Genomic DNA, 25024 nt, shown 5'->3' with positions numbered 1-25024 from the left:
ATGCGCCTGGGTCGGCCGGGCGGTGTTGTCAGGGCTTCTTGGCTGCCGAACCGGAGAGCTTTCGGGCTCGGCGGCGCAGGGCCGGGCCGACCTTGACCAGGACCCGCTTCTCGATGCCGCCGACCCGGCGCTCCACCGCGGCCAACTGCTTGCGGGCCGCGGCCAGTTCCTTGCGCACGGCCTCCAGCTGACGGGCGGTCGCGGCCTCCCGCTTCTCGGCCGCGGCAAGCCGGACGCGCAACTGCCTGGCCTCGTCCACCCGCTTGTCGATCCGGGCATCGGCGGTCGTGATCCGCTCCCGCAGCCGGCTCACGCGGTAGCGCATGTACTCATCGTGGGAGCCATCCCAGACGGACATCGACGCAGGCAGGTCCAGCGCGGCGAGCCTGGCCTCGAAGGCGGCGCCGCCATCGCCGTGGGTGTAGGTGTTCCGCAGGCCGTTGCGGTCGAGGAAGGCGACGATCCGCTCGAAGCGTTCACCGTGGCCCTTGATCATCGCCGAGTAGTCGGCGTCCTCGTACAGGTCGCGCGGATCGGTGTCGCCCGGCAGCGCGGACAGCTGGCGGTGCGGTATGTCGAAGTACCGGCACAGCTCCAGCGTGCGCGAGTCATGGGTGAGGACGACCGCGGGCGTGCCGGCCAGCAGCGCGGCGATGTTTCCGTGGATGCGGGTGCCGTACGCGAAGTCGTAGCCGCTCAGTTCCTTGATCCAGGTGGCCGGGTCCAGCGGCATGCGGACCTTGTTCTCCTGGAGCATGGCGTGGCTGAGCTGACGCGGAAAGGCGTCCTGCCGGCCCGACTCGGGGCTGGTGTCGCCCCACAGCAGCAGCTCCGCGTCGGAGGTGTTCTGCGCGTAGTAGGTGAGGCGGGGGTAGCGCTCCCACGCGTGGTGTGCGATGCCGGTGATGTCGCCGACCCGTATCGCGTTGGGCGAGAGGTTCAGGGCGATGCGCGAGTCGGCTGAGATCTCGGTGGCGCGTATCTCGGGGAACCTGTCGCCGTAGAGGAACATCGACGGACAGCCCATGATGTCGATCTTGTCGGAGCCGAAGCCGAGGCCCGTCAGATACCGCGCGGTCAGCTCGCCACGGACACCGATGGACGCCGACCGGTCGAGAACGGCGGAGATGAATCGTTTTACCGATGCCTCCATCGGCTTCAGTACGTCGGTCTCGTAGTCGTCGCCCGCCTGGGCGCCGACGCCGAACACCACGACCGGAATGGTGAGCTGTTCGATCAGCGTGGACAGCCGGTCGAGCGAGGCGTGGAACGAGGGCCGGAAGGCGTTGGCCAGCGGGACGACGAAGGCGTCGTACTGCTCGTTGATCTCGGCGGCGCGCTCGGGCGACGCGTTGGTGCGGATGCCGTTGGAGACGACCTCGGTGTCCGGTGTCGTCAGCATCTTGTGTGCGGAGTCACTGAAGAGCAGATTGCCGGTGTTCGTCCCGATCAGGTCCTGCTGGATGAACTCGGTGGGGGTGGCCACATGGAACGGGCTCTTCCCGGAACGGATCAGGATGCGCTTCACGACACTCCCCGGCTACGACGGACGAAATCCGCACGGTCGGGGCGCATATATGCAGTTCGACTGTGCGTGCGAATGCACCTTACGTGAAAAGCAAGGGAGGGGTGAAGACAGGGTTAAGGGATGTCAAGGGGACGGTGTGCGTCAGGCGTGCGCGCGTGTCGGTCTCGGCGGGCTGTGGGGCTTCCCGTGTCCCGTTTCTCGGTTTGGGACGGGCCGTCCGGGCAGGTCAGGGGGCCGGACCGTCCCCCGGCGTCCCCACTTCAGGCCGGGCCATGGCGCCGCCGCCACCGTCCGCCGCACGCTGGGTCCGCGCCCTTCGCCCCCACCGCCGGGAGGACCCATGCCCGCTCGCGGCGCCCGCGCGGCGCTCGTCGCCTTGGCCGCCTTCGTCGCCCTCGCTCTGAGCGGATGTCACGACGGGATGGGCCTTCGCGACGAGGGGCCGTCGGACCGCACCCCCGCCACCGCACGGCAGGCGCCGTCGGCCGGTCACCTCGCGGACGCGGACAGCCGGAAGACCACCCACCTCACGGACACGGACCGCCAGAACACCGCCCACCTCGCCGACGCGGACCGCCAGAACACCGCTCGCCTCGCGGACGCGGACGACCAGAAGGCCGCCCGGTGAGCGGGCCGGGCGGCCTTCGGACCGGTCGGGCGCGTGCGCGCCCCCGGCGTCAGCTGTGCGCCGGAGAGTACCCGCCGTCCTTCGGGTCCGCCCCGTACGCGTTCTGCCCCCGCGTGCCCTCGCTGACCGTGAAGACCAGCAGCACGATGAAGCCCACCACCGGGATGATCCCGATCAGCAGCCACCAGCCGGTGCGGCCGGTGTCGTGCAGTCGGCGGACCGAGACACCGAGGCCGGGCAGCAGGATCGCCAGGGTGTAGATGAGGGACAGGATCTGGTTGCCCAGGATGACGTCCACGATGGCCAGCACGATGGCGATGACCACATTGACGAGCGCGAACATCCAGTACTCCTTGCGGCGCGCCCGCCCCTCGAAGACCGCGTACTTCTTGAGCACTTCGATGTACCAGTTCATTGCGTCCCCCCAGGGATCGACATCCGGGGCCCACCGGAACGGATCAGGCCAGGCGCAGAGGATATGGACGTTGACAGGAACCTGTCGCGCCCGCCGCCGACCTGGAACGCCCCGCCCACGGACGGCGAACACCCTTGGATCTACGTCGATTTCAGGACAGACCAGCCTTTGACCACCCTGGATTCCCCGGCCGGCCTCCGGACGTTTCGGTCACCGAGTTCGTTTCGTGGCCGAACCGCAGACACACCGAGATCGCCCCGCCACCGGTTCGGTACCGGAACGACCTCGAACCGTGTCCGACCGGCCGTGGAGCGGGCGGCCGTCAGCGCAGCCGCTGGGCCGCCTCTACGGCCCAGTAGGTGAGGATGGTGCGCGCCCCGGCCCGCTTGATACCGGTCAGCGTCTCGATGATCGCCTGGTCCCGGTCGACCCAGCCCTTCTCCGCGGCGGCCTCGACCATCGCGTACTCGCCGGAGATCTGGTAGGCGGCGACGGGCACGTCCACGGCGTCGGCGACCCGGGCCAGGATGTCCAGGTAGGGCCCGGCCGGCTTCACCATCACCATGTCGGCCCCCTCCTCCAGGTCCAGCGCCAACTCCCTGAGCGATTCACGCCAGTTGGCGGGGTCCTGCTGGTACGTCTTCCGGTCGCCCGTGAGCGAGGAGGCGATGGCCTCCCGGAACGGCCCGAAGAAGACGGACGAGTACTTGGCGGTGTAGGCGAGGATCGCCACGTCCTCCCGTCCGATCTGGTCCAGCGCCTCCCGGATGACCCGGATCTGCCCGTCCATCATCCCGCTGGGCCCGACCACATGGGCACCGGCGTCGGCCTGCACCCGGGCCATCTCGGCGTACCGCTCCAGGGTGGCGTCGTTGTCGACGCGCCCCTGCTCGTCGAGCACACCGCAGTGTCCGTGGTCGGTGGTCTCGTCCAGGCAGAGGTCGGACATGACGAGCAGGTCGTCGCCGACCTCGGCCCGCACATCGCGGATCGCGACCTGGAGGATCCCGTCCGGGTCGGTCCCCGGGGTTCCGACGGCGTCCTTCTTGGCCTCCTCGGGCACCCCGAACAGCATGATCCCGGAGATCCCCGCCGCCACGGCCTCCGCGGCGGCCTTCTTCAGGCTGTCCCGGGTGTGCTGGACGACGCCCGGCATGGCGGCGATCGGCACGGGCTCGCTCACGCCCTCCCGCACGAACGCGGGCAGGACGAAGTCCGCCGGGTGCAGCCGGGTCTCGGCGACCATGCGGCGCATGACGGGGCTGGTGCGCAGCCGACGGGGACGCGTACCGGGGAAGGATCCATACTTCGTCATGGCTTCTACGCTACGCCCGCCCCGGCACCCGTTTTGCCGACGGCCGGTCGGCCCCAGGAGCCCGGGAACCCGGCGGAGGCCCCCTGTTTCCAGGACCCCTATGTCGTCCAGGACCCCTGTGTCAGGGCCGTGCGCCAAGGTCGTACGCCGTGGTCGGACGACCATGGTCGGCTCAGGCTGCGGGGGTCAGACCGACGGTCGCGGGCGCATCGGATCTGCACCTTCGGCAGCGGCCGGGGCGCGGGGCCCGGACGGCACGTTCGCAGCCGTCGCAGGTCTGGAAGGGGTGGGGACGGACGGCGGGTTCGGCCTGCGCCGCCTCCGCGACGGGTGGACTCTCCGGGAGGGGCGGCGGCAGCATCTCGCGGAGGCGGTGGGCGACCGGACCGGCCGGGTGCCGCGGGTCCGCGGGGAGGTCGGCGGTCAGCGCGCGATGGACGGCGGCGGCCGTGGCTCCGGCGGCGAACCAGGCGGAGACGGCGGGCGCGAGCCGGTGCACTCCCGGGCGGAGAGGGTGAGCCGGTCGTCGGCGCGGGGGAGGTCTGCCGGCAGGGCCGCGGCCCGCTCCCGACGTCCGTCGCAAGGGGCGTCTTCCCTCGCCCTGTGAACGTTCTGCACGTCGTGGGCGGGAGCGTGATGCGCGTACGTCCCGTTGCACAGCCGTCCCATGGCCGTACGCTCCCGCACCCGCTCCAGACAGCCGCACGCCCGCAACTCCCATAGCTCCCGGTCTGGCCCGGGGCCGGATCTGAGACCGGACGCATCGCAATACATAGGGAAACACCCGATTCGACGGCACCCCGATCCGCCTAGCGTCGACTCCGTGACCAGGCGACTCTTCGCGGTGGAACGCTACGACGACTCCGGTCGCGGAACCGTATGGCAACCGCCGCTGCCGGCCGCCTCCGCGGTACGCCTGATCGCCGCTGTGCACCTGCCCGCCGACGAGGTCGTGCTGGCGCTCGTCGAGGGCCCGGACGCCGATGTCGTCGCCGCGGCCCTGGCCGAGGTCGGCTGGCCGGCCCACCGCATCGACCCAGCAGACTGGCTTTACCCATGGGGGGAACAGAAGTGAAGCGCACATCCCTGACAGCGTTGTTGGTCGTGCCCCTGGCCTTGGCGGCCTCGGCATGCGACTCTTCCCCGGCCGCGGCGCCCGTCGGCGACGAGGCATCCGGCGGGCGGCCCTCCGCCGCCGCCACGACCGCGGCGGACGACACCGACCAGAGCGCGACGGTCGACGCCTGCACCCTGCTCAAGCCCGGGGAGGTCACGCCGGTCATCGGCAAGAACGACGGCGGCCGACCCACTTCGGGGGTGGGGGACAGCGTGTGCGGATGGGAGAACCCGGACACCTACCACTCGGTCACGGTCAGCATCGGCGGCCCCAGCACGGCCGCGTCGGGTGAGATCCAGGACGAACCCGGCGTCAGCAGCGAACCGGGACCCGATGGAATCCGCTTCCTCAGCGGTGGCATCGCGCGCTTCGTCGCGGGCGACCGCGACTGCCAGGTCCAGGTCGTCACCGGTGGCGGCGACGGCGACCGGTCGAGGGCCGTCAAGCTGGTCGGTCTGCTCCGCGGCCGGATCTGAGAGAGGACGACCCCGTCATGCGCCGCACGGCGATCGCCGTACCCCTGCTCCTGGCCGCGGTGACCGGGTGTGCCTCGAAGGCATCCCCGGCACCCACCGTCACGGTCACCAAGTCCGCAACCGCACCCGCGTCCCCGAGTGAAGCCGAACCGCCGAGCCCGGACCCGGCCACGGCGTCCCCTGCGGGGGCGGCCGTCAAGGTGTGCGAACTCCTGCCGAAGAAGGACGCGGAGGCCCTGGCGGCGACCCCGCTCAACGAAGGTGTCGAAGGTCCCGGGACGAGCCCGGGATGCACATACACCGGACCGGTCACCGGACCGACGGCCCAGGTGGAGATCTACCTCGGCGACGGCGCCAAGAAGTACTACGACATCGACCGCACGCTGGGCCACACGTTCACGCCGGTCTCCGGTGCCGGCGAGGAGGCGTACGCCGAGGACAACGCGGTCTTCTTCCGCAAGGCCACGACATGGGTGGCGATCCGGCTGGTCCGGCTCAACGATCCCGCGGCCAACCGCGAACCGCTGCAGAACCTGGCACGCCAGGTCGCGGCGCGTCTGTGAGCGGAGATCCGGACCGTGCGAGCGCCCCACGCCACCAAGGAGCTTGAACCATGCATCGGAACCTGACCGGGCGGCTCAGCGCCGCGGCCGGAGCCCTGCTCGTCCTCGTGATGCTGGCCGGCTGCACCTCGGCGACCGGCGGCACAGGGCAGGCCCGAAAGACCCCGGCCGCCGAGGGAAGCAGAGCGGAGGGCGTGGACGCCACAGCAGCCGCCCTCACCTACGGAGCCGGACCGGTCGAGGACCGGTCGGTGACCTATCAATCCGACGTGGTCCGCGTCGCGGGCGGACCGGGTGCCATCCGGTCCGCCGGCGCGGACGGGTTGACCTGGACGATCGACGGGCAGGCGGCCGGTGCGGCCGACATCGAGGTCGGCAAGGTCATGTACGCCAGCAGCAGGGCAGTCGGCCGGGTCGTCCGGGTACAACCGGAGGGTGGCGATCTCGCCGTGACGCTGGCGCCGGTGGCGCTCACCGAGGTCTTCCGCGACGCGCACTTCCGCAGCGACCGGAAGATCGACCAGAGCGCCACGCTGTACCAGGAGGTACCCGATCTGCCTGGGGCCGTGTCGGTCCCGGCGGGCGGCACCGGCACCGCCTCCCCGTCGGCGAACCCGGCGGCGTTCACAGCACGGCCCGCCGCACTGTCACAACGGGCGGGTGCGGTCATCGCGCTGGGGCAGCCCCGGTTCGTCTCGGCCGACGGGGACCGGCTGCCACCGGCCCGGGAGAACAGCGTCACCTGGAGCTACGGGGGATGGGAGGTGCAGCCGGAGTCCTCGCCCGGAAAACTGGGACTGAAGATCGGCCACGAGGCCGACGGTCTCAAGGTCTTCGTCGACTTCGCGTTGCGCACCGGCGACCTCCGCGTCCGGTCCGACGTCTCCATAGCGAACGGCAGGCTGGGATCCGGATCCACCTTCGTGGTCGAGGGGGTCGACGGCTTCTCCATCGACATCGCCGCCGGCGCCGCCGACGGCGCGAACAGCAACAAGAAGATCCGGGTCGAGGTCCCCGTCGAACTGACCGTGCCCGTGCTGCCGGGCGAGCCGCTGATGTACAGCAACACCTGGAAGTTCATCATCGGCACCGCGCTGAGCGGCAAGAACACCACGGTGACCGCAGGCGGGATGTGGCGGCTCGACGGCCCGCTCGGCATGGTGGACGGCAAGCTGGTGACGCCCCGTCTGACCGTGGCGAAGTCCATCATGGATTCGATCGCCGGGGTGTCCGTCGGCGTCAGCGGCGTCGCCGCCGCGGTCGAGGCCAAGTTCCAGCTCGGCCTTGGGATTCCGGCCGCCTTCGCCGGTCCCTATGCCAAGTTCGTCATGGACACGGGCGTGACCAACGGCTCGGTGCTCGGCGCCCCGCTGGCCCAGTGCACATCGGCGAACCTGGAGGCCAAAGCCGGCGGCGGGGTGGGCCTCACGATGTCGTCGGAGGTGCTCAAGGCGCTCCGGAAACTTCTTCCGCCCGGCGCGAAGGTCGAAATCGAGAGCGAGAGCCTGAAGCCGTTCTTCAGTGCTTCCCAGACCCGTCCGAAGGTCCCGCTGTGCGTCGGCTCAGGCTGACTCCGGTGACAGGACCGGCTCAATCCGCCGGACAGGCCGCGGCGCCGGATCACTCGGCCTGCACTTCACGCGCCCGGGGGGACACATCATGACCACGGACAGGACGGAGCCGCGCGGGGTCCGCAGCGGTGCCGGCCGCAGAGTACGGCGCCGGGGCCTGGCGGGCGTCGCCGTACTGGCCGCCCTGGCGGGGGCCCTGCTGGTGCTCCGGATGGCGCTCATCCCCTGGGCCTACCCGCTGCCCGGACAGCCCCGGCTCACCGGCAGCCGACGCATCGCGACGAGCCGACGCGGCCGCGCCCTGACCGCGGGCCGCGGGGACCGTCACCGCCCCGACCCCCTCCGCAGAAACGGTTCGCCGTACCGCGTCGGAGTCATTCCGCTGCGGTACGGCGAACCGTTCCAGGGGCGAGCCGTCAGCCGGAGTTGCGCCGTCTGCGCGCCCCCGGTCGCCGCTCGCTGGGCCGCGTCACCGGGTCCCCGGCCTCCAGCGCGGCGGCGCGCCGCCGCGCGCCGAAGTCCGCCAGCGCCTCCGCCAGCCGGTGCACGGACGGCTCCGGAGCCATCACGTCCACCCGCAGGCCGTGCTCCTCGGCGGTCTTCGCCGTGGCGGGACCGATACACGCGATCACGGTCACGTTGTGCGGCTTGCCCGCGATGCCCACCAGGTTCCGCACGGTCGAGGACGACGTGAACAGCACGGCGTCAAAGCCACCGCCCTTGATCGCCTCCCGGGTCTCGGCCGGCGGCGGCGAGGCCCGCACGGTCCGGTAGGCGGTGACGTCGTCGACCTCCCAGCCCAGTTCGATCAGCCCGGCCACCAGGGTCTCGGTGGCGATGTCGGCCCGCGGCAGGAAGACCCGGTCGATCGGGTCGAAGACCGGGTCGTAGGGCGGCCAGTCCTCCAGGAGCCCCGCGGCCGACTGCTCACCGCTCGGCACCAGGTCCGGCTTCACACCGAAGGCGATCAGCGCCTTCGCCGTCTGCTCCCCCACCGCGGCGACCTTGATCCCCGCGAAGGCCCGCGCGTCGAGCCCGTACTCCTCGAACTTCTCCCGCACCGCCTTCACGGCGTTGACGGAGGTGAAGGCGATCCACTCGTACCGCCCGGTCACCAGGCCCTTCACGGCCCGCTCCATCTGCTGCGGCGTCCGCGGCGGCTCGACGGCGATCGTCGGCACCTCGTGCGGCACCGCCCCGTAGGACCGCAGCTGGTCGGAGAGCGACGCCGCCTGCTCCTTCGTACGCGGCACGAGGACCCGCCAGCCGAACAGCGGCTTGGACTCGAACCACGACAACTGGTCGCGCTGGGCCGCGGCGGAACGCTCACCGACCACGGCTATCACCGGCCGCCCGCCGTCCGGCGACGGCAGCACCTTCGCCTGCTTCAGGGTCTGCGCGATGGTCCCCAGGGTGGCGGTCCAGGTGCGCTGCCGGGTCGTCGTGCCGGCGACGGTCACCGTCATCGGGGTGTCCGGCTTGCGGCCCGCGGCCACCAGCTCACCGGCCGCGGCGGCCACCGAGTCCAGCGAGGTCGACACGACGACCGTGCCGTCCGACGCGCCCACCTCGGTCCAGCACCGCTCGGAGGCGGTACGGGCGTCCACGAACCGGACGTCGGCGCCCTGCGCGTCCCGCAGCGGAACACCCGCGTACGCGGGCACGCCGACCGCGGCCGCGATGCCGGGGACCACCTCGAAGGGCACCCCGGCGGCGGCGCACGCCAGCATCTCCTCGGCGGCGTACGTGTCGAGCCCGGGGTCCCCGGACACCGCACGCACGACCCGCCTGCCGCCCCGCGCGGCCTCCATGACAAGATGTGCGGCATCCCGCGTCGGCGGGACCGCAGCGGTTGTTGACGCGGCGTCAACAACCGCTCGTTGAGACGTGCCCGGGCCCGGCTGCGTATCAGTGGAAGGATCCGCGTCGACGCGCAGGACGGAGACGCCCTGTCTGGCGTGGGCACGGACCACGTCCAGCACGTCGTGCTCGACGACGAGGACGTCCGCGTTCGCCAGCGCCTCCACGGCGCGCAGCGTCAGCAGTCCCGGATCCCCGGGTCCGGCACCCAGGAAGGTGACGTGACCGAGTTCAAGGCCGGCGGGAAGGGTGGTGGGGCTCAATGTGCTCGCTCCCCCATCAGACCGGCCGCGCCCTGGGCGAGCATCTCGGTGGCGAGTTCGCGACCGAGCGTCACTGCCTGGTCGTCCGTCTCGGGCACGGGACCGGTGGTGGACAACTGCACCATGCGGGCACCGTCGGTCGTGCCGACAACCCCCCGCAGGCGCATTTCCTTGACAATCTGCCCGTCGGCCAAAAGGTCGGCCAGCGCGCCCACGGGGGCGCTGCAGCCGGCCTCCAGGGCGGCGAGCAGTGAGCGCTCGGCGGTGACGGCGACCCGCGTGAACGGGTCGTCGAGCTCGCCGAGCAGGGCGATCAGATCCGCGTTGTCCGCGGCACACTCGATCGCCAGGGCCCCCTGGCCGGGGGCGGGCAAAACCGTGTCGACCGACAGGAAGTCGGTCGCCTCGTCGATACGGCCGAGGCGGCTCAGGCCGGCGGCGGCCAGCACCACGGCGTCCAGCTCGCCGCCGCGGACGTATCCGATGCGGGTGTCGACGTTGCCGCGTATCGGTATCGTCTCGATGTCCAGCCCGTGGCCGCGCGCGTACGCGTTCAGCTGGGCCATGCGGCGCGGCGAGCCGGTGCCGATGCGCGCCCCGCGGGGCAGGTCGGTGAGCTTGAGCGCGTCCCGGGCGACGATCACATCGCGCGGGTCCTCGCGTCCGGGCACGGCGGCCAGCGCCAGCGCGTCGGGTTGCGTGGTCGGCAGGTCCTTGAGCGAGTGCACGGCGAGGTCCACCTCGCCCCGGTGCACCGCCTCGCGCAACGCGGCCACGAACACGCCCGTGCCGCCGATCTGCGCCAGGTGCTCCCGGGAGGTGTCGCCGTACGTGGTGATCTCGACCAGTTCCACGGGCCGTCCGGTCATCCGGCTCACGGCGTCCGCCACCTGCCCGGACTGGGCCAGGGCGAGCTTGCTCCGCCTGGTCCCGAGCCGCAGCGCCGCTGTCTTGCTCATGCTGGCCCTCGGTTCTTCTTGTCTGTGCTTTCCCCGGCCCGGGAGACGGAGGCCACCGTCTCGGGGTCGAGGTCGAACAGGGTCCGCAGCGCGTCCGCGTACCCGGCGCCGCCGGGCTCGGCCGCGAGCTGCTTGACCCGTACGGTCGGCGCGTGCAGCAGCTTGTCGACCACTCGGTGCACGGCCTGTCTGATCTCACCGCGCTGGCGTTCGTCCAGGTCCGGCAGTCGTCCGTGGAGCCGGGCGATCTCACCCGCGACGACGTCGGCGGCCATGGTGCGCAGGGCGACCACGGTCGGCGTGATGTGCGCCGCGCGCTGCGCGGCCCCGAAGGCGGCGACCTCGTCGGAGACGATACGCCTGACCTGGTCGACGTCGGCCGCCATCGGGGCGTCCGCGGACGCCTCGGCCAGCGACTCGATGTCCACCAGCCGCACCCCGGCCAGCCGGTGCACGGCCGCGTCGATGTCGCGGGGCATGGCGAGGTCGAGGAGGTAGAGGGCGGGCGCCGGACGCGGCACCGCGGCGACCGGTTCGGGCCTGCGGCGCTCGGGTACGCGGCCGGCCACCGCGACGGTGGCGGCCAGCGCGGCGATGGCGTCGGCGTCCTCGGCCGGGTCGCTCTCGCCGCCCGGCCCGCGCTGTGCGCGGCCGGTGGCGTCGCCCTTGTCGACCCAGACCGCGTGCTGCTCCAGCTCGGCGGCGGCCATGCCGGCCACGGCGGCCTCGCCCAGCACGGAGAAGGCGGCGGTGCCCTGCACGGCCGACAGGTCCAGCGGGCAGTTCTCCGCACGCTCGTCACCGGCCGACCCGGCCGACCCGGCCGACCCGGACGCGGACGCCGTGTCGCGCACGACGGGGCCTCGGCCTTGGGCGCCGTCGTGGGGCCCGGCCTGGGTGGCCCCGGCGGTTTCGGATGCCGTACGGCCGTCGGCGCCCGCGGCGGTCGTGCCGGTACGGCCCTCGACGCCCGCGGCGATGGTCTCCGCCGTCAGGACGAGCCCGGTCGCGCCGGTGCAGGAGACGGCGACGTCGGCACGTGCCAGCTCGGCCGGCACCGCGTCCATCGGTACCGCGCGGGCCACCACGTCCGTGTCGCCGGCCGCCGCGAGGATCTGCGCAAGGCGCTCGGCGCGCTCCACGGTCCGGTTGGCGACGACGACCTCGGCGACACCGGCACGCGCGAGCGTGGCCGCGGCCAGCGAGGACATCGAACCGGCCCCGATGACCAGCGCCTTCTTGCCGCGCGCCCAGGACTGCACCGCCGTGCCCGCGGCCAGCTGCTCAAGGCCGAAGCTGACCAGGGACTGCCCGGCGCGGTCGATGCCGGTCTCGGAGTGCGCGCGCTTGCCGACCCTGAGCGCCTGCTGGAACAGGTCGTTCAGCAGGCGGCCTGCGGTGTGCAGCTCCTGCGCCCTGGCCAGGGAGTCCTTGATCTGGCCGAGGATCTGGCCCTCGCCGACGACCATCGAGTCCAGTCCGCAGGCCACCGAGAAGAGGTGGTGCACGGCCCGGTCCTCGTAGTGCACATAGAGGTGGGGGGTCAGCTCGTCCAGGCCCACCCCGCTGTGCCGGGCGAGCAGCGTGGACAGCTCGGCGACGCCGGCGTGGAACTTGTCCACGTCCGCGTACAGCTCGATGCGGTTGCAGGTGGCGAGCACCGCGGCCTCGGCGGCCGGTTCGGCGGCGACCGTGTCCTGCAACAGCTTGACCTGGGCGTCCCCGGTGAGCGCGGCCCGTTCCAGGACGCTGACCGGTGAGCTGCGGTGGCTCAGCCCGACGACGAGGAGACTCATGCCGGCATCACGGCGGGTACGTCCCCGTCGGGCCCCTGGTCGGTGGACTCCTCGCGGGTGGCGGCGACCGGTCCCGCGCCGTTGGGCGTGGCCTCCTCGCCTGCCTTGCGCTGCTCGTGGAAGGCGAGGATCTGCAGCTCGATGGAGAGGTCGACCTTGCGCACGTCGACGCCGTCCGGGACGGACAGCACGGTCGGCGCGAAGTTCAGGATGGAGGTGACACCGGCGGCGACCAGACGGTCGCAGACCTGCTGGGCGGCGCCCGCCGGGGTGGCGATCACGCCGATCGACACGCCGTTGCCCTCGATGATCTGCTCAAGTTCGTCGGTGTGCTGCACGGGGATGCCCGCGACGGGCTTGCCGGCCATCGCCGGGTCCGCGTCGATGAGCGCGGCGACCCGGAAGCCACGCGAGGCGAAGCCGCCGTAGTTGGCCAGCGCGGCGCCCAGATTACCGATGCCGACGATCACAACCGGCCAGTCCTGGGTCAGGCCCAGTTCGCGGGAGATCTGGTAGACGAGATACTCGACGTCGTAGCCCACGCCCCGGGTCCCGTAGGAGCCGAGGTAGGAGAAGTCCTTGCGCAGCTTCGCGGAGTTGACCCCCGCGGCGGCGGCCAGCTCCTCCGAGGAGACCGTGGGTACCGAACGCTCGGACAGCGCCGTCAGGGCGCGGAGGTACAGCGGAAGCCTGGCGACGGTGGCCTCGGGAATCCCTCGGCTACGGGTCGCCGGTCGGTGAGTTCGGCCAGTTGCCACGGTGCTCCTGCGGGTAGAGCGGGGCTGCGGGCGGTCATACGTCCCCGGACCGCCCCGTCCACAGCAGGCTATGTCTTTGTGAACGCGTGCACAAAGATGGTGTCCGATTTGTCCGGCCAACGTGACCGGGGTCACGCGCTCCGGGCGCGTCCGTATGGAACCGGCGCACCTGCGGCGATGCTGTTCTCCCGATGGGGGCAAAACCGAACACTCTCCTCAGTGAAATCCCGCCCCCGAGACCAAACGTGCTCGATCCTAGGCGACTTTTCCGGCTGCTTCCCGTCCGCCGAGGGCCGCTTTCCCGGCTGCTTCCCGGACGTCTCCCGGCCGCTTCCGGGCCGCCTTCCGACCGCCTCCCGGACCGTCGGACTACCCGGTCAGTTCTTTCCGCAGCCGGTCCTCGTTCACCCGCCAGAAGGTGTGCTGTGCGCCGTCGACGAGCACCACCGGGATCTGCTCCCAGTACTGCTCGTGCAGGCGCGCGTCCTCGGTGATGTCCTGCTGCTCCCAGGGCACTCCGAGTTCGCCGCACACCCGCTCGACCACGGCTTGCGCGTCATCGCACAGATGACATCCCGGCTTGCGGATCAGGGTGACGCGCCGGTCCTCGGGGGCCGGCTTCCTGCGGAAGAGGGGACTCATACCGGCCATTCTCGCGCGCTCGCGGTCACTTCGGGACCAGCAGTCGCCTCGGTTCTTTAACGGCTCGGTCGGGGAGAGTTCACACCGACCAAACCTCTCGACTCCGGAAGCACCGAACAAACTGGCTATGCTCACGCCATGGCCGCTCTCGGATGGCTCACTCCCCGTAGGCGCTCCGCCACGGCGCGGAGCGTGTTGGCAGGCGAGGCCTCGGCGGAGGCAGCGCGCAAGTCCTCGCAGGACACCCAGGACGTCCATGACGTCCAGGACGCCCAGGACACCGCGGACGCCGCCGCCCGGGAACCCGAGTTCCCGGTGCTCGGCGACGACAAGGCCGCGGCCTTCTTCGACCTGGACAACACCGTGATGCAGGGCGCCGCGCTGTTCCACTTCGGCCGGGGCCTCTACAAGCGGAAGTTCTTCGAGACCCGCGACCTCGCGAAGTTCGCCTGGCAGCAGGCGTGGTTCCGGCTGGCCGGCGTCGAGGATCCCGAGCACATGCAGGACGCCCGCGACTCCGCGCTGTCCATCGTCAAGGGCCACCGTGTCGCCGAGCTCCGGTCGATCGGCGAGGAGATCTACGACGAGTACATGGCCGAACGCATCTGGCCGGGTACCCGGGCGCTGGCCCAGGCCCATCTGGACGCGGGCCAGAAGGTGTGGCTGGTCACGGCGGCCCCGGTGGAGATCGCCACGGTCATCGCCCGCCGGCTCGGCCTGACCGGCGCGCTCGGCACGGTCGCCGAGTCCGTCGACGGGATCTACACCGGCAAGCTGGTCGGCGAGCCGCTGCACGGCCCGGCCAAGGCGGAGGCGGTCCGCGCGCTGGCGGCGGCGGAGGGCCTGGACCTCGCCCGGTGCGCCGCCTACAGCGACTCGCACAACGACATCCCGATGCTGTCGCTGGTCGGCCACCCCTACGCGATCAACCCGGACACCAAGCTGCGCAAGCACGCCCGCGAGAAGGACTGGCGGCTGCGCGACTACCGCACGGGCCGCAAGGCGGCGAAGGTCGGCATCCCCGCGGCGGCGGGCGTGGGCGCGGTGGCGGGCGGCACGGCCGCCGCGATCGCACTCCACCGGCGCCGCCGGTGACGCCCGGACACCGACACACCACCGACGCGCCACCGGTCCGGGCCGGCACACCACCGACGCACTACCGGTCGGCGCCGGCGCACCACAGGCGGGGCGCCGGGCCCCGGCGCCCGCATGATGTCGCACGCGCACCAACACGCCCCCCACTCCGCCGAAACGCGCACTTTTCTGATCAACAAGCGGTCACTCTGCGACACTTGATAGTGCGTCAATCGGTTACGGAAGCGACGTAATCGATGATTTGAGCAACTGGGCGTAGCAGCACCTGTACGAAGCGTTATTCTCCTCAGACGCAAACCGGTACCCCTTCCGTCGCCACGACGGGTGAACGGTCCCGCACTGCACGTGATGGAAGCTCTGCCTCTGGGAGTCCCGTGTACCCACACGTCGGGGTTGACGCCTCGGGCCTGGCTACGCTGCGCGCAACGGTCGCTACGGCCCAAGAACTGCTGCGCGGCCTCGTCCCGGCCGCGCACGCCGTCCCTGCCTTCGCCACCGCCGCCCCCGTAGGCCCGTGCTACGCACTCGCCGACGGCATCGAGCAGGCGCCCGCGCGCAGCGCGGTCGTCGAGGGGCGGCGCTCGGGCGACGGACGGGTGGCCGGCAGACGAGGGCGCGCGTCCGGCGCCGCCACCGCCCGCCGGCCGGCCGCGGACAGCGACAGCGCCCGGATGATGGACCTCGTCGAGCGCGCGCAGGCCGGCGAGGCCGAGGCGTTCGGCCGCCTCTACGACCAGTACAGCGACACCGTGTACCGCTACATCTACTACCGGGTGGGCGGCAAGGCGACCGCCGAAGACCTCACCAGCGAGACCTTTCTGCGGGCCCTGCGCCGCATCGGCACCTTCACCTGGCAGGGCCGCGACTTCGGCGCCTGGCTGGTCACGATCGCCCGCAACCTGGTCGCCGACCACTTCAAGTCCAGCCGCTTCCGGCTGGAGGTCACCACCGGCGAGATGCTCGACGCCAACGAGGTGGAACGATCCCCCGAGGACTCCGTCCTGGAGTCCCTGTCCAACGCGGCCCTGCTCGACGCCGTACGACGACTCAACCCCCAGCAGCAGGAGTGCGTGACGCTTCGTTTCCTTCAGGGCCTCTCGGTCGCGGAGACCGCCCGTGTGATGGGCAAGAACGAGGGCGCCATCAAGACGCTCCAGTACCGGGCCGTGCGCACCCTCGCCCGGCTCCTGCCGGACGACGCACGCTGACGTCCGGCCGGATGTCGCCACCCTGTGCAATGTCCAACTCACGTTCAGCGAAAGCCCATTGCCTTTCCCAGTCGATCATCCGTCGTCCGTAACCCAAGTGCCGAGCCAGTCGTTGTGCGGGATACAGGCTCCCTGTGGTCACGTCATGGCCGACCCTGATCACCTGATCGTGTGGAAGTGGTCATGGGCGTGCAACCCTCAGGACCCCCTGGGGAGTCGACCGTCATGACGAGAGGAGGTGCCGCCAGTGATCGCGAACGTATCGGCGCACCGGCGGGCGAACGCCTTCGCCCAGGCCCTGGAGGAGCAGTCCGCCCGGGACACGGCGGCCGAGCAGTCCGAGGCGCCGGCCCCGGCCGGCGAACGGACGGAGCAGGGCGAGTTGTTGGCCCTCGCCACGGGACTCGGCGCACTGCCCAAACCGCACCTCGACCCGGAGGTCAAGGTCGTCCAACGGGCCCAGCTCGTGGCCGCGATGCAGGCCATGGTGCAGGAGGGCGGCGCGGCCGATCCCACGGTGCCGGCACAGCGATCGCATCGCGCCGCAGGTGCGCACCGGGCCGGCCCCCTGGGCAAGCTGCGACCGCGTACCCGGCTGACCAAGGGGCTGGCCGCGGGCGGACTCAGCGTCGGAGTGGCCGCCGGAGCCTTCGGGGGCGTCGCCGCCGCGAGTTCCGACGCCCTGCCCGGCGATTCGCTGTACGGCCTCAAGCGGGGCATCGAGGAGTTCAAGCTCAACTACCTGACCGACGGGGACGACGAACGCGGCCAGACCTACCTCGACCAGGCGTCGACCCGGCTGAGCGAGGCCCGGCGGCTGCTGGAGCGCGGCCGCGGCGGCCGGCTCGACCATGAGTCGATCGGCGAGATCCGCCGCACCCTGTCGGGCATGCGGCAAGACGTCACCGAGGGCCACCGCCTGCTGCACGAGGCGTACCAGCGCGACCCCGACTCGCTCGGTCCCATCCAGGCCCTGTCCACCTTTTCGCGCTCCCACCGGGAGGTGTGGGGCGATGTGCGCGACAGGCTCCCGGTCCAGCTCGGGGATGTCAGCGACCAGGTCTCGTCGGTCTTCGACGCCATAGACGAAGAGGTCGCTCCGCTCCAGTCCCTGCTCCCGCAGAACCCCGCCAAGACCGGCGGGGAGCCGCAGCAGGGCCCCGGCTCCCCGTCCGACAGCCCCTCCGGCACCCACCACTCGACCACACCCAGCGCCGGTCACGGCTCCGCCGCCGGCGGTGACTCCAGCAGCAGCCCGAGCGACGCGGCCACCGGCAGCACCCAGGAGGGCCTGCTCGGGGGCAGCACGGGCGGGCTGCTCGACCCGCCGAAGAGCAGCGGCAGCGCCTCCCCGTCCACCAGCAGAACCCCCAGCAGCGAGCCGGATGTCACCCTCCCGCCCCTGCTCCCGGGCCTGCTGCCCGGCCTGGGCATCGACAGCGAGGACGCGAACTAAGCGCTCCGCTGGAGATGCCGCGCTGTGCCGTCGGTCGTCTGCGGCGCCGTCGTGGCTGGTCGCGCAGTTCCCCGCGCCCCTTTCGACTTTCGGGGCGCTGTCGAACCGCAGCGGACTTCACTGGACCTGCTGAGGCGGCAGCGCCCCATGGTGGGCCCCTCCCGTGAGGGGCCCACCATCATGCGACACGGGTCAGGGACGGCAGGACCTCAGAAGAACACCGACCGGCGCTGCACGAGCAGCTTGTACAGGGTGTGCTGGATCTGCTCGCGGACCTGGTCGGTCAGGTTGAACATCAGCATCGGGTCGTCCGCGGCCTCCGGCGGATAGCCGTCCGTCGGGATCGGCTCGCCGAACTGGATCGTCCACTTCGTCGGCAACGGGACCGCACCCAACGGCCCCAGCCACGGGAAGGTCGGCGTCAGCGGGAAGTACGGGAAGCCCAGCAGCCGCGCCACGGTCCTGGCATTGCCGATCATCGGGTAGATCTCCTCCGCCCCGACGATCGAGCAGGGGACGATCGGAGTGCCCTTGCGCAGCGCCGTGGAGACGAAGCCGCCCCGCCCGAACCGCTGGAGCTTGTAGCGCTCGCTGAAGGGCTTGCCGATGCCCTTGAAGCCCTCCGGCATCACCCCGACCAGTTCCCCCGCCTCCAGCAGCCGCTCGGCGTCCTCCGTGCAGGCCAGGGTGTGGCCCAGCTTGCGGGCGAGTTCATTGATCACCGGCAGCACGAAGACCAGGTCGGCCGCGAGCAGCCGCAGATGCCGGCCCGCCGGATGGTGGTCGTGCACGGCGACCTGCATCATCAGCCCGTCCAGCGGCAGCGTCCCGGAGTGGTTGGCGACGATCAGGGCGCCGCCCTCGGCCGGGACGTTCTCGATGCCCTTCACATCGACCCGGAAGTATCTCTCGTACACCGGGCGCAGCACGGACATCAGGACCTGGTCGGTCAGCTCCTCGTCGTAGCCGAAGTCGTCGACCTCGTAGTCCCCGGTCAGCCGCCGGCGCAGAAAGGCCAGGCCGCTCGCCACCCGCTGCTCCAGGCCGCGGTCCCGCGGCTGCGGCGGCTGTTCCTCCGCGGTCACGGGAACGTCGTCCTGCGCCGGGGCCCGTCCCGGCAGGGGCTGCACCTCGCGCACCACCGCGCTCTCGCCCGAGCGCCGGCCGGCCGCGCTCCGGCGCCGTGTGGACCGGGCCACGGCGGATCCGCGGGACCGGTCGTCGTCGAACGGAATGACCTTGGCGTCCGCCATCGTTGCTGCGCTCCTCAATCGGCGCTCTGCGTCTGGGGGTGGCCGCCGCCCCGCAGGGACAGTGCGGCGATCCGGTCGACGGCCCCGGCCAGGGCCTCGGGCGGCAGCAGCCCGGGACCGCGGCTGCGCGCGAAGTCCGCGAAGGTCTCCGCCGTCGTGTACTTCGGCCGGAAGCCGAGGGTCTCGCGCATCTGGTCCGTCGACACGACCCGGCCGTGGGTGAGCAACCGGATCTGCTCGGGTGAAAAGTCCGTCATGCCCAGGGTACGCACCAAGGAACCGGTCCAGGTGACCGCGGGCAGCAGCAGCGGCACCGTGGGCCGCCCGAGGCGCCTGGAGCACTGCGAGAGCAGCAGGACACCGTCGCCTGCGATGTTGAAGGTGCCGCTGTTGAGCGTGCCCCGGGCCGGTTCGTGCGCGGCGATCCGCAGTACGTCGATCACGTCGTCCTCGTGCACGAACTGCAGCCGCGGGTCGTAGCCGAACACGGTCGGCAGGACGGGCAGCGAGAAGTAGGCGGCCAGAGGCGTGTCGGCGGTGGGCCCCAGGATGTTGGCGAACCTCAGGACGCACACGGCCACGTCGGGCCGCCGCCGCGCGAAGCCGCGCACATACCCCTCGACCTCCACCGTGTCCTTGGCGAAGCCCCCGCTGGGCAGCGACTTGGGCGGGGTGGTCTCGGTGAACACGGCCGGGTCGCGGGACGCCGACCCGTACACATTGGTGCTGGACTTGACGACCAGGCGCCGCACGGCAGGCGACTTCTGACAGGCGCCGAGCAGCTGCATGGTGCCGATGACGTTGGTCTCCTTGACCGTGGCCCGGCTGCCGCTGCCCAGCGCCATGCCCGTCACGTCCAGGTGTACGACCGTGTCGGCGCCGGTCTCGGCGAGGACGCGGGCGATGGTGGGCTGCCGGATGTCGGCCTGGATGAAGTCGGCCCCGCCGAGGTGGTGCTCGGGCGGCACCGCGTCCACGGCGACGACCCGGTCCACCTGGGGGTCACGCTGGATCCGCCGGACGAAACGGCCGCCCAGCTGCCGGGCCACGCCGGTCACGAGCACGACCTTCCCCAACATCAGCGCCTTTCTTCCGTATGTCCCCGTGTTCGAGTCAACTTAGCGGGTCGACGTTGCGCTGTGATGACCACCCGATGCCGGGGGCGGCGGAAATTCCCCAGTCGGAATATGCCTGTGGCCCCCCACCGCTCCCGGTGGGGGGCCACAGACGCAGCTCTCGCGGCTCGCGTCGAACCTTACTTCTTGTTACGACGCTGAACGCGCGTGCGCTTGAGCAGCTTGCGGTGCTTCTTCTTCGCCATCCGCTTGCGTCGCTTCTTGATAACAGAGCCCACGACTACCCTCGCTCACTTCTCATCACTCGGTGCTGGGCGCCATGGGCCCATACGACCTACGAGGGGCTAGCCTACCCGCCCGAGGGCTGAGGTCGTAATCGAGGTGCTCCGGGCGGTCACCCGGAGCCGCCGTCAAGCCGTTTCGACCCCCACATAGCTCTCGCGGAGGTACTCGTGGACCGCTTGCTCCGGGACACGGAACGACCGTCCGACCCGGATCGCGGGCAGATGACCGCTGTGCACCAACCGGTACACGGTCATCTTCGACACGCGCATCACCGCGGCGACCTCCGCCACGGTAAGGAATACGACCTCGTTCAGAGGCCTCTCGCCAGCAGCCATGACACACCTGAACCTTCCGCACTCGACGGCCACCGGCTTCCCCTTCCGGTGACTCTTCGTCGCTGCGTGCTCACTCCCCAGACTAGATGCGGGTGATGCGAGTGGGGAAGAGGTGCACCCATCGGCGGCCTACTGTGACAGACACGCTCGATTGAGTACGTAGCGGGTAAGCGGGCTGTAGTAAGCAGACCGCACCGCGTCATCAAGTGGAACGACCACGGACACCCGCCCCTCGGCCTCACCCACGAACGGCGCCGGGTCGTCGGTGTCCGCGAGACCCATCGCCTCGAACCCCAGTTGACCTGCTCCGCAGACCCAGCCGTGGTCTCCGATCACCAGCTCGGGCAGCGGCCCGCCGGCCTCCGCCGCGGCGGCCAGCACGGTACGAACCGGCAGCGGGGAGTGGGTGTGCGCGCCGGGCTCACCACCGGGGCGTTCGGCACCGGCCGGCCGGACCAGCGCGACTCCCCGTACGTAATCAAGGTTGTGGGTACGTAGTCCGAACCGGGTCGTTATGTCGACACGGCGACCCTGCGCGGGGGTGAGGACGTCACATCCCGCCGCCGACAGGGCGTCCGCCAAGGCTGCGTAGAACCCGAGCAGACAGTGCGGGTGCCCGGTGCCGAACAGCACCGGGGCACCGCGCCGGGCCGCGACCGCGATGCGCTCCGCGAAGGCGTCCAGCGCGGCCAGGGTCAGCTCCGGGTCAATCACATCATGGCCGGACGTGTGCCGGGGATCAGCCGAGACCCCGCATCTCCTCGCCATCAGCTCGATCAACTCGGGCTGTCCCCAAGTCAGTTCGGGATCGATCCCGATCAGCACACGGGGATCGCGGGCCGCGAAGAGCCGATAGCTCCGCAGGCTCTCCTCCCGCGAGGTGGCCACCGGCCCGGCGATACGAGCGGCCAACAGATGCGCGCGAAGCGCTCCCACACTCAACACCCCTCGATCCTGACGCCCCCAGCCCCCCACCACCCCCCAAACCCCCAACAACCCCACACATGGCCCAACCCCACCAGCACCCCAAAGGGGCGCGGGGCTGTATTGCTTTGCGACTCCGCCGCGCAGGCGCGCCCCAAAGGGGCGCGGGGCTGTATCAATATGCGGCTCCGCCGCGCAGGCGCAACAAGCCACAACACTCCCGCACCCGAACGACGGCGGGTGTCGCCCCGACAGGGGCGCGGGGAACTGCGCGACCAGCCACAACGAAGCCGCAGCCGAACGACAACCCGTCACGGCCCCCAGCGGAGCGCTTACGCCTACGCCAAAAGACCCCGCAGCGGGAACACCGCCCGCCGGGTCGCCCGTACCGCCTGGTCCAGCCGGTCGGCCGGATCGTACCCGGACTCCCAGTCGGCCCACGACACAGGCCAACGCCCGTCGGTCATCCGCATCGGCCCCAACTGCCGCGTACGGGCGTAGACATCCTGCCGCCACCCCTCGGGGATCACGGTCTCCGGCGCCACGGGACGCCCCGCCGCGATCCCCACCAGATGCGTCCACGAGCGCGGCACGACGTCCACCACCTCGTACCCGCCCCCACCGAGCGCCACCCACCGCCCGCCCGCGTACTCGTGCGCCAGGTCATGGCACGCCACCTGCACCGCCCGCTGCGCGTCCAGCGAGACCGCCAGATGGGCCAGCGGGTCCTCGAAGTGCGTGTCGGCCCCGTGCTGCGTCACCAGCACATCGGGCCGGAAGTCGGCCACCAGTTCCGGCACCACGGCGTGGAACGCCCGCAGCCACCCCTCGTCCCCGGTACCGGCCGGCAGCGCCAGGTTCACCGCGGACCCCGCCGCCGACTCAGCCCCGGTCTCCTCCGGCCACCCGGTCTGCGGGAACAGCGTCCGCGGGTGTTCGTGCAGCGAGATCGTCAGCACCCGCGGATCCTCCCAGAACGCCGCCTGCACCCCGTCCCCGTGGTGCACGTCCACGTCCACGTACGCGATCCGCTCGGCCCCCAGCTCCAGCAGCCGCGCGATCGCCAGCGCGGCGTCGTTGTAGATGCAGAACCCCGACGCGGCCCCGGGCATCGCATGGTGCAGCCCGCCCGCGAAGTTCACCGCGTGCACCGCGTCCCCGTGCCACACCGCCTCCGCTGCCGCCACCGACTGCCCGGCGATCAGCGCGGACACCTCGTGCATCCCGGCGAACGCGGGATCGTCCACCGTGCCCAGTCCGTAGGAACCGTCCGCCGACCCGGGGTCCGCCGAGGCCGCCTTCACCGCCTCGATGTAGTCCTCCCGGTGGACCAGCCGCAGCGTGGACTCCCCCGCCGCCTTCGCCGCGACGACCTGCGCCACGCGGTCGAGCCCGAAGGCGCCCACCAGTCTGCGGGTCAGCTCCAGCCGGACCGGGTCCATCGGATGGTCCGGGCCGAAGTCATAGCCCGTTACTGCCTCGTCCCACATCAGCTGTGCGCGGCCGCTCATGCCGGCCACCGTATCGGTCCGGCCGAGCCTCGAACGACCCGGCGTACACCGACGTCACCAGCACCAACACCATCGGCACAAGCATCGCCCAGCGGTAGCCCCAGGCGTCGCCGAGCACCCCCACCAACGGCGAACCGATCAGAAAACCCACGTAGTTGAAGATGTTCAGCCGGGCGATCGCCGCGTCCGAGGCCCCCGGGAACAGCCGCCCCGCCGCCGCGAACGTCTGCGGCACCAGCACGCACAGACCCAGCCCCAGCAGGGTGAAGCCGAGCATCCCGACCCATGCGCCCGGCGCGGCCGACACCACCGCGAACCCGGCAGCCGCCACCAGCGACCCCAGCCGTACGACCGCCGCCGCCCCGAACCGCCGCACCCCGAGGTCCCCCATGGACCGGCCCACCAGTGTCGTCACCATGTACACGTTGTACGGAACCGTCGCCAGCTGCTCCGAACTCCCCAGCACGTCCTTCAGGTACTTCGCGCTCCAGTTGGACACGGTCGAGTCCCCGATGTACGCGAAGGTCATCACCAGACACAGCGGAAGCAGCACACGGAAGACGACGCCCCCGCCCCCCGCTCCGTCCTGCCCCTCCTCCGGGCCGGCGCCACCGGTCCCGTCCGCCGCGGGCGCCGGATCGCCGTCCAGGTACCACCGGCTGCCCACCAGGACCGCCGGCAGCAGCACGGCCACCACCGGCAGGTACGACACCCACAGCGCCAACTGCCAGTGCGCACCCGCCCAGGCCAGCGAGGCGCCCACGATCCCGCCCAGGCTGAACACGGCATGGAAGCTCAGCATGATGCTGCGCCCGTACGCCCGTTGCAGGCTCACCCCGAGCATGTTCATCGAGGCGTCCAGCGCGCCGACGGCCAGCCCGAACGTCGCCAGCGCCACCGCGAGCCAGGCAAGCTCGCCGCCGGCGCCTACGGCGAGCAGCGCCAGCAGCACCAACGGCTGGGACCAGCGCAGCACTCGGCTGGGCCGTATCCGCTTCACCAGCTGCTCGGTGGTCACGCTGCCGACCCCGGCGAGGACCGGTACGGCGGCCAGGAAGACGGGCAGCAGCGCGTCGGAGACGCCGTACCGGTCCTGGATGGCCGGGATGCGCGTGACGAGGAGGGCGAAGGCGGCGCCCTGGGCGAAGAAGCCGAACGCCAACGAGGCCCTGCCGCGCCGCAGCACATCTGTCATGGCCGCGAGCGTAGGGCTCCGGGATACCCGTGGGTAGATCCAGCCAAAGGTGAATTTCCCTCATCTTCACCCGGGACGGCTGCCCGGGCTCATATCAGCAGGTCGGCCAACTCCCGCATGTCGGAGAAGAGTTGTCCGGCACCGGTCAGCTTCGCCGGTGGGGTCATGGCGGTGAATCCGTACACGTCCATCCCGGCCGCGACGGCCGCCCGCACGCCCAGCGGGCTGTCCTCCACGACGACACACCGTCGCGGCGCGACCCCCATCCGCTCGGCCGCGTACAGGAACAGATCAGGCGCCGGCTTTCCGCGCCCCACGTCCTGCGAGCTGAAGATCCTGGAGTCCTCGAACCACTTGTCGAGCCCGGTCGCCCGATGCCCCACCCGGATCCGCTCATGGCTCCCGGAGGACGCCACGCAGTACGGCACCCCGTCCGCTGCCAGCTTCTCCAGCACGCCGACGACCCCGCTGACCGGCTTCAGCTCCCGCTCGAACGCGGCGAACACACGCGCGTGGAAGACGTCGTCGAAGTCCGCGGGCAACCGCTGCCCGGTCCGCTCCGCCACCAGGTCGTGCACGCGGTGCATGGCGGCCCCCATGTAGTCCCGCAGGGAGTCCTCGTAGGAGGTCGGATGACCCAGTTCGGTGAGATAGGCGGCCAGCAGCCGGTTGGAGATGGGCTCGCTGTCCACGAGCACACCGTCGTTGTCGAAGATGACCAGGTCATAGCGCATGGTCCGACCCTAAACGCAGAAAACCCCCGTGCCAAAAGGCACGGGGGTTTTCCCACGATTA

At 71.3% G+C, this 25024-nt stretch carries 24 protein-coding genes; 8 read left to right on the top strand and 16 right to left on the bottom strand.

Annotation, left to right across the window (positions count from 1 at the left end; translation table 11 throughout):
• Nucleotides 1–28: 28 nt before the first annotated feature.
• Complete coding sequence (locus AC27LF_RS37470; RefSeq protein ID WP_479661075.1) at nucleotides 29–1528, bottom strand: polysaccharide pyruvyl transferase family protein; 1500 nt, start codon at nucleotides 1526–1528, stop codon at nucleotides 29–31.
• Between the two features lie 340 nt (nucleotides 1529–1868).
• On the opposite strand from AC27LF_RS37470, the gene AC27LF_RS37465 reads away from it, so the two are divergent.
• Nucleotides 1869–2156 carry a hypothetical protein gene (locus AC27LF_RS37465; protein WP_479661076.1) on the top strand — a complete coding sequence of 96 codons (288 nt, stop codon included), beginning with the start codon at nucleotides 1869–1871 and terminating at the stop codon, nucleotides 2154–2156.
• 49 nt (nucleotides 2157–2205) lie between these two features.
• On the opposite strand, the gene AC27LF_RS37460 is transcribed toward AC27LF_RS37465, so the two are convergent.
• Both AC27LF_RS37460 and hemB read right to left on the bottom strand, forming a co-directional pair.
• The gene (locus AC27LF_RS37460) at nucleotides 2206–2571 is read right to left on the bottom strand and encodes a DUF805 domain-containing protein (protein WP_479661077.1); all 366 of its coding nucleotides are present in this window, start codon (nucleotides 2569–2571) and stop codon (nucleotides 2206–2208) included.
• Between the two features lie 322 nt (nucleotides 2572–2893).
• The gene (gene hemB, locus AC27LF_RS37455) at nucleotides 2894–3886 is read right to left on the bottom strand and encodes a porphobilinogen synthase (protein ID WP_479661078.1); all 993 of its coding nucleotides are present in this window, start codon (nucleotides 3884–3886) and stop codon (nucleotides 2894–2896) included.
• A gap of 823 nt (nucleotides 3887–4709) precedes the next feature.
• Between hemB and AC27LF_RS37450 the strand changes: the two genes are divergently transcribed.
• From AC27LF_RS37450 to AC27LF_RS37435, 4 genes are read left to right on the top strand one after another with little or no spacing between them, the layout of a single operon-like run.
• A complete protein-coding gene (locus tag AC27LF_RS37450; RefSeq protein ID WP_479661079.1) occupies nucleotides 4710–4961 on the top strand; it encodes a hypothetical protein in 252 nt (83 codons plus the stop codon).
• Nucleotides 4958–5479: a hypothetical protein gene (locus AC27LF_RS37445; RefSeq protein WP_479663711.1), complete on the top strand. Its 522-nt coding sequence runs from the start codon at nucleotides 4958–4960 to the stop codon at nucleotides 5477–5479. The genes AC27LF_RS37450 and AC27LF_RS37445 overlap by 4 nt, the downstream gene beginning before the upstream one ends.
• A 17-nt stretch (nucleotides 5480–5496) precedes the next feature.
• On the top strand, nucleotides 5497–6042 hold the full coding sequence (locus tag AC27LF_RS37440; protein ID WP_479661081.1) for a DUF3558 family protein: 546 nt from the start codon (nucleotides 5497–5499) through the stop codon (nucleotides 6040–6042).
• Between the two features lie 50 nt (nucleotides 6043–6092).
• Nucleotides 6093–7613 (top strand): hypothetical protein, encoded by a 1521-nt coding sequence (locus AC27LF_RS37435; RefSeq protein ID WP_479661082.1) that lies wholly within the window; start codon nucleotides 6093–6095, stop codon nucleotides 7611–7613.
• Between the two features lie 416 nt (nucleotides 7614–8029).
• Here the strand turns inward: AC27LF_RS37435 and AC27LF_RS37430 are convergent, their stop codons facing one another.
• The 5 genes from AC27LF_RS37430 to AC27LF_RS37410 form a co-directional block, all read right to left on the bottom strand.
• Nucleotides 8030–9736, bottom strand: coding sequence for a bifunctional uroporphyrinogen-III C-methyltransferase/uroporphyrinogen-III synthase (locus AC27LF_RS37430; protein WP_404034162.1), 1707 nt, complete (start codon nucleotides 9734–9736; stop codon nucleotides 8030–8032).
• On the bottom strand, nucleotides 9733–10695 hold the full coding sequence (gene hemC, locus AC27LF_RS37425; protein ID WP_479661083.1) for a hydroxymethylbilane synthase: 963 nt from the start codon (nucleotides 10693–10695) through the stop codon (nucleotides 9733–9735). The genes AC27LF_RS37430 and hemC overlap by 4 nt, the downstream gene beginning before the upstream one ends.
• The gene (locus tag AC27LF_RS37420) at nucleotides 10692–12491 is read right to left on the bottom strand and encodes a glutamyl-tRNA reductase (protein ID WP_479661084.1); all 1800 of its coding nucleotides are present in this window, start codon (nucleotides 12489–12491) and stop codon (nucleotides 10692–10694) included. Before AC27LF_RS37420 ends, hemC begins: the two co-directional genes overlap by 4 nt.
• Nucleotides 12488–13249 carry a redox-sensing transcriptional repressor Rex gene (locus AC27LF_RS37415; protein ID WP_479661085.1) on the bottom strand — a complete coding sequence of 254 codons (762 nt, stop codon included), beginning with the start codon at nucleotides 13247–13249 and terminating at the stop codon, nucleotides 12488–12490. The genes AC27LF_RS37420 and AC27LF_RS37415 overlap by 4 nt, the downstream gene beginning before the upstream one ends.
• A 369-nt stretch (nucleotides 13250–13618) precedes the next feature.
• Nucleotides 13619–13900, bottom strand: a complete 282-nt coding sequence (locus AC27LF_RS37410) for a glutaredoxin family protein (protein WP_404034154.1) — start codon at nucleotides 13898–13900, stop codon at nucleotides 13619–13621.
• Between the two features lie 129 nt (nucleotides 13901–14029).
• Here AC27LF_RS37410 and AC27LF_RS37405 point away from each other — a divergent pair, with 129 nt between their 5' ends.
• The 3 genes from AC27LF_RS37405 to AC27LF_RS37395 all read left to right on the top strand — a co-directional run bounded on the left by AC27LF_RS37405 (nucleotide 14030) and on the right by AC27LF_RS37395 (nucleotide 17650).
• Complete coding sequence (locus tag AC27LF_RS37405) at nucleotides 14030–14986, top strand: HAD family hydrolase (protein ID WP_479661086.1); 957 nt, start codon at nucleotides 14030–14032, stop codon at nucleotides 14984–14986.
• 374 nt (nucleotides 14987–15360) lie between these two features.
• Entirely contained in the window at nucleotides 15361–16194 is an 834-nt protein-coding gene (locus AC27LF_RS37400; RefSeq protein WP_404034150.1) for an ECF subfamily RNA polymerase sigma factor, BldN family, read from the top strand.
• A 247-nt stretch (nucleotides 16195–16441) separates the two neighbouring features.
• On the top strand, nucleotides 16442–17650 hold the full coding sequence (locus AC27LF_RS37395; protein ID WP_479661087.1) for a DUF5667 domain-containing protein: 1209 nt from the start codon (nucleotides 16442–16444) through the stop codon (nucleotides 17648–17650).
• Nucleotides 17651–17859: 209 nt separating this feature from the next.
• Here AC27LF_RS37395 and AC27LF_RS37390 read toward each other — a convergent pair whose 3' ends face one another.
• From AC27LF_RS37390 to AC27LF_RS37355, 8 genes are all read right to left on the bottom strand, one after another.
• A complete protein-coding gene (locus AC27LF_RS37390) occupies nucleotides 17860–18903 on the bottom strand; it encodes a lysophospholipid acyltransferase family protein (protein WP_479661088.1) in 1044 nt (347 codons plus the stop codon).
• Nucleotides 18904–18917: 14 nt separating this feature from the next.
• Nucleotides 18918–19979 (bottom strand): NAD-dependent epimerase/dehydratase family protein, encoded by a 1062-nt coding sequence (locus AC27LF_RS37385; RefSeq protein ID WP_479661094.1) that lies wholly within the window; start codon nucleotides 19977–19979, stop codon nucleotides 18918–18920.
• A gap of 179 nt (nucleotides 19980–20158) precedes the next feature.
• Nucleotides 20159–20257, bottom strand: a complete 99-nt coding sequence (locus AC27LF_RS37380) for a 30S ribosomal protein bS22 (RefSeq protein WP_003948845.1) — start codon at nucleotides 20255–20257, stop codon at nucleotides 20159–20161.
• A 132-nt stretch (nucleotides 20258–20389) separates the two neighbouring features.
• On the bottom strand, nucleotides 20390–20599 hold the full coding sequence (locus AC27LF_RS37375) for a helix-turn-helix domain-containing protein (RefSeq protein WP_067299677.1): 210 nt from the start codon (nucleotides 20597–20599) through the stop codon (nucleotides 20390–20392).
• A 129-nt stretch (nucleotides 20600–20728) separates the two neighbouring features.
• Nucleotides 20729–21544: a phosphatase gene (locus tag AC27LF_RS37370; RefSeq protein ID WP_479661089.1), complete on the bottom strand. Its 816-nt coding sequence runs from the start codon at nucleotides 21542–21544 to the stop codon at nucleotides 20729–20731.
• A gap of 317 nt (nucleotides 21545–21861) precedes the next feature.
• Nucleotides 21862–23034: an acetoin utilization protein AcuC gene (locus AC27LF_RS37365; RefSeq protein ID WP_479661090.1), complete on the bottom strand. Its 1173-nt coding sequence runs from the start codon at nucleotides 23032–23034 to the stop codon at nucleotides 21862–21864.
• The gene (locus tag AC27LF_RS37360; protein WP_479661091.1) at nucleotides 22985–24229 is read right to left on the bottom strand and encodes an MFS transporter; all 1245 of its coding nucleotides are present in this window, start codon (nucleotides 24227–24229) and stop codon (nucleotides 22985–22987) included. The genes AC27LF_RS37365 and AC27LF_RS37360 overlap by 50 nt, the downstream gene beginning before the upstream one ends.
• Before the next feature lie 89 nt (nucleotides 24230–24318).
• Nucleotides 24319–24963 (bottom strand): HAD family hydrolase, encoded by a 645-nt coding sequence (locus tag AC27LF_RS37355; protein ID WP_479661092.1) that lies wholly within the window; start codon nucleotides 24961–24963, stop codon nucleotides 24319–24321.
• Between the last annotated feature and the right edge of the window lie 61 nt (nucleotides 24964–25024).

It is taken from the genome of Streptomyces diversicolor (assembly GCF_057537855.1).
The sequence above is the reverse complement of the archived record's forward strand: the minus strand, read 5'-3'. Positions and strand labels throughout refer to the sequence as shown.

What these genes read in the sequence shown, in the direction of transcription:
- AC27LF_RS37440 (WP_479661081.1), top strand. Translation starts at nt 5,497, where the DNA reads ATGCGCCGCACGGCGATCGCCGTACCCCTGCTCCTGGCCGCGGTGACC.
- AC27LF_RS37365 (WP_479661090.1), bottom strand. Translation starts at nt 23,034, where the DNA reads ATGAGCGGCCGCGCACAGCTGATGTGGGACGAGGCAGTAACGGGCTAT.
- AC27LF_RS37435 (WP_479661082.1), top strand. Translation starts at nt 6,093, where the DNA reads ATGCATCGGAACCTGACCGGGCGGCTCAGCGCCGCGGCCGGAGCCCTG.
- AC27LF_RS37460 (WP_479661077.1), bottom strand. Translation starts at nt 2,571, where the DNA reads ATGAACTGGTACATCGAAGTGCTCAAGAAGTACGCGGTCTTCGAGGGG.
- hemC (WP_479661083.1), bottom strand. Translation starts at nt 10,695, where the DNA reads ATGAGCAAGACAGCGGCGCTGCGGCTCGGGACCAGGCGGAGCAAGCTC.
- AC27LF_RS37355 (WP_479661092.1), bottom strand. Translation starts at nt 24,963, where the DNA reads ATGCGCTATGACCTGGTCATCTTCGACAACGACGGTGTGCTCGTGGAC.
- AC27LF_RS37390 (WP_479661088.1), bottom strand. Translation starts at nt 18,903, where the DNA reads ATGGCGGACGCCAAGGTCATTCCGTTCGACGACGACCGGTCCCGCGGA.
- AC27LF_RS37405 (WP_479661086.1), top strand. Translation starts at nt 14,030, where the DNA reads ATGGCCGCTCTCGGATGGCTCACTCCCCGTAGGCGCTCCGCCACGGCG.
- AC27LF_RS37375 (WP_067299677.1), bottom strand. Translation starts at nt 20,599, where the DNA reads ATGGCTGCTGGCGAGAGGCCTCTGAACGAGGTCGTATTCCTTACCGTG.
- AC27LF_RS37420 (WP_479661084.1), bottom strand. Translation starts at nt 12,491, where the DNA reads ATGAGTCTCCTCGTCGTCGGGCTGAGCCACCGCAGCTCACCGGTCAGC.
- AC27LF_RS37465 (WP_479661076.1), top strand. Translation starts at nt 1,869, where the DNA reads ATGCCCGCTCGCGGCGCCCGCGCGGCGCTCGTCGCCTTGGCCGCCTTC.
- hemB (WP_479661078.1), bottom strand. Translation starts at nt 3,886, where the DNA reads ATGACGAAGTATGGATCCTTCCCCGGTACGCGTCCCCGTCGGCTGCGC.
- AC27LF_RS37410 (WP_404034154.1), bottom strand. Translation starts at nt 13,900, where the DNA reads ATGGCCGGTATGAGTCCCCTCTTCCGCAGGAAGCCGGCCCCCGAGGAC.
- AC27LF_RS37360 (WP_479661091.1), bottom strand. Translation starts at nt 24,229, where the DNA reads ATGACAGATGTGCTGCGGCGCGGCAGGGCCTCGTTGGCGTTCGGCTTC.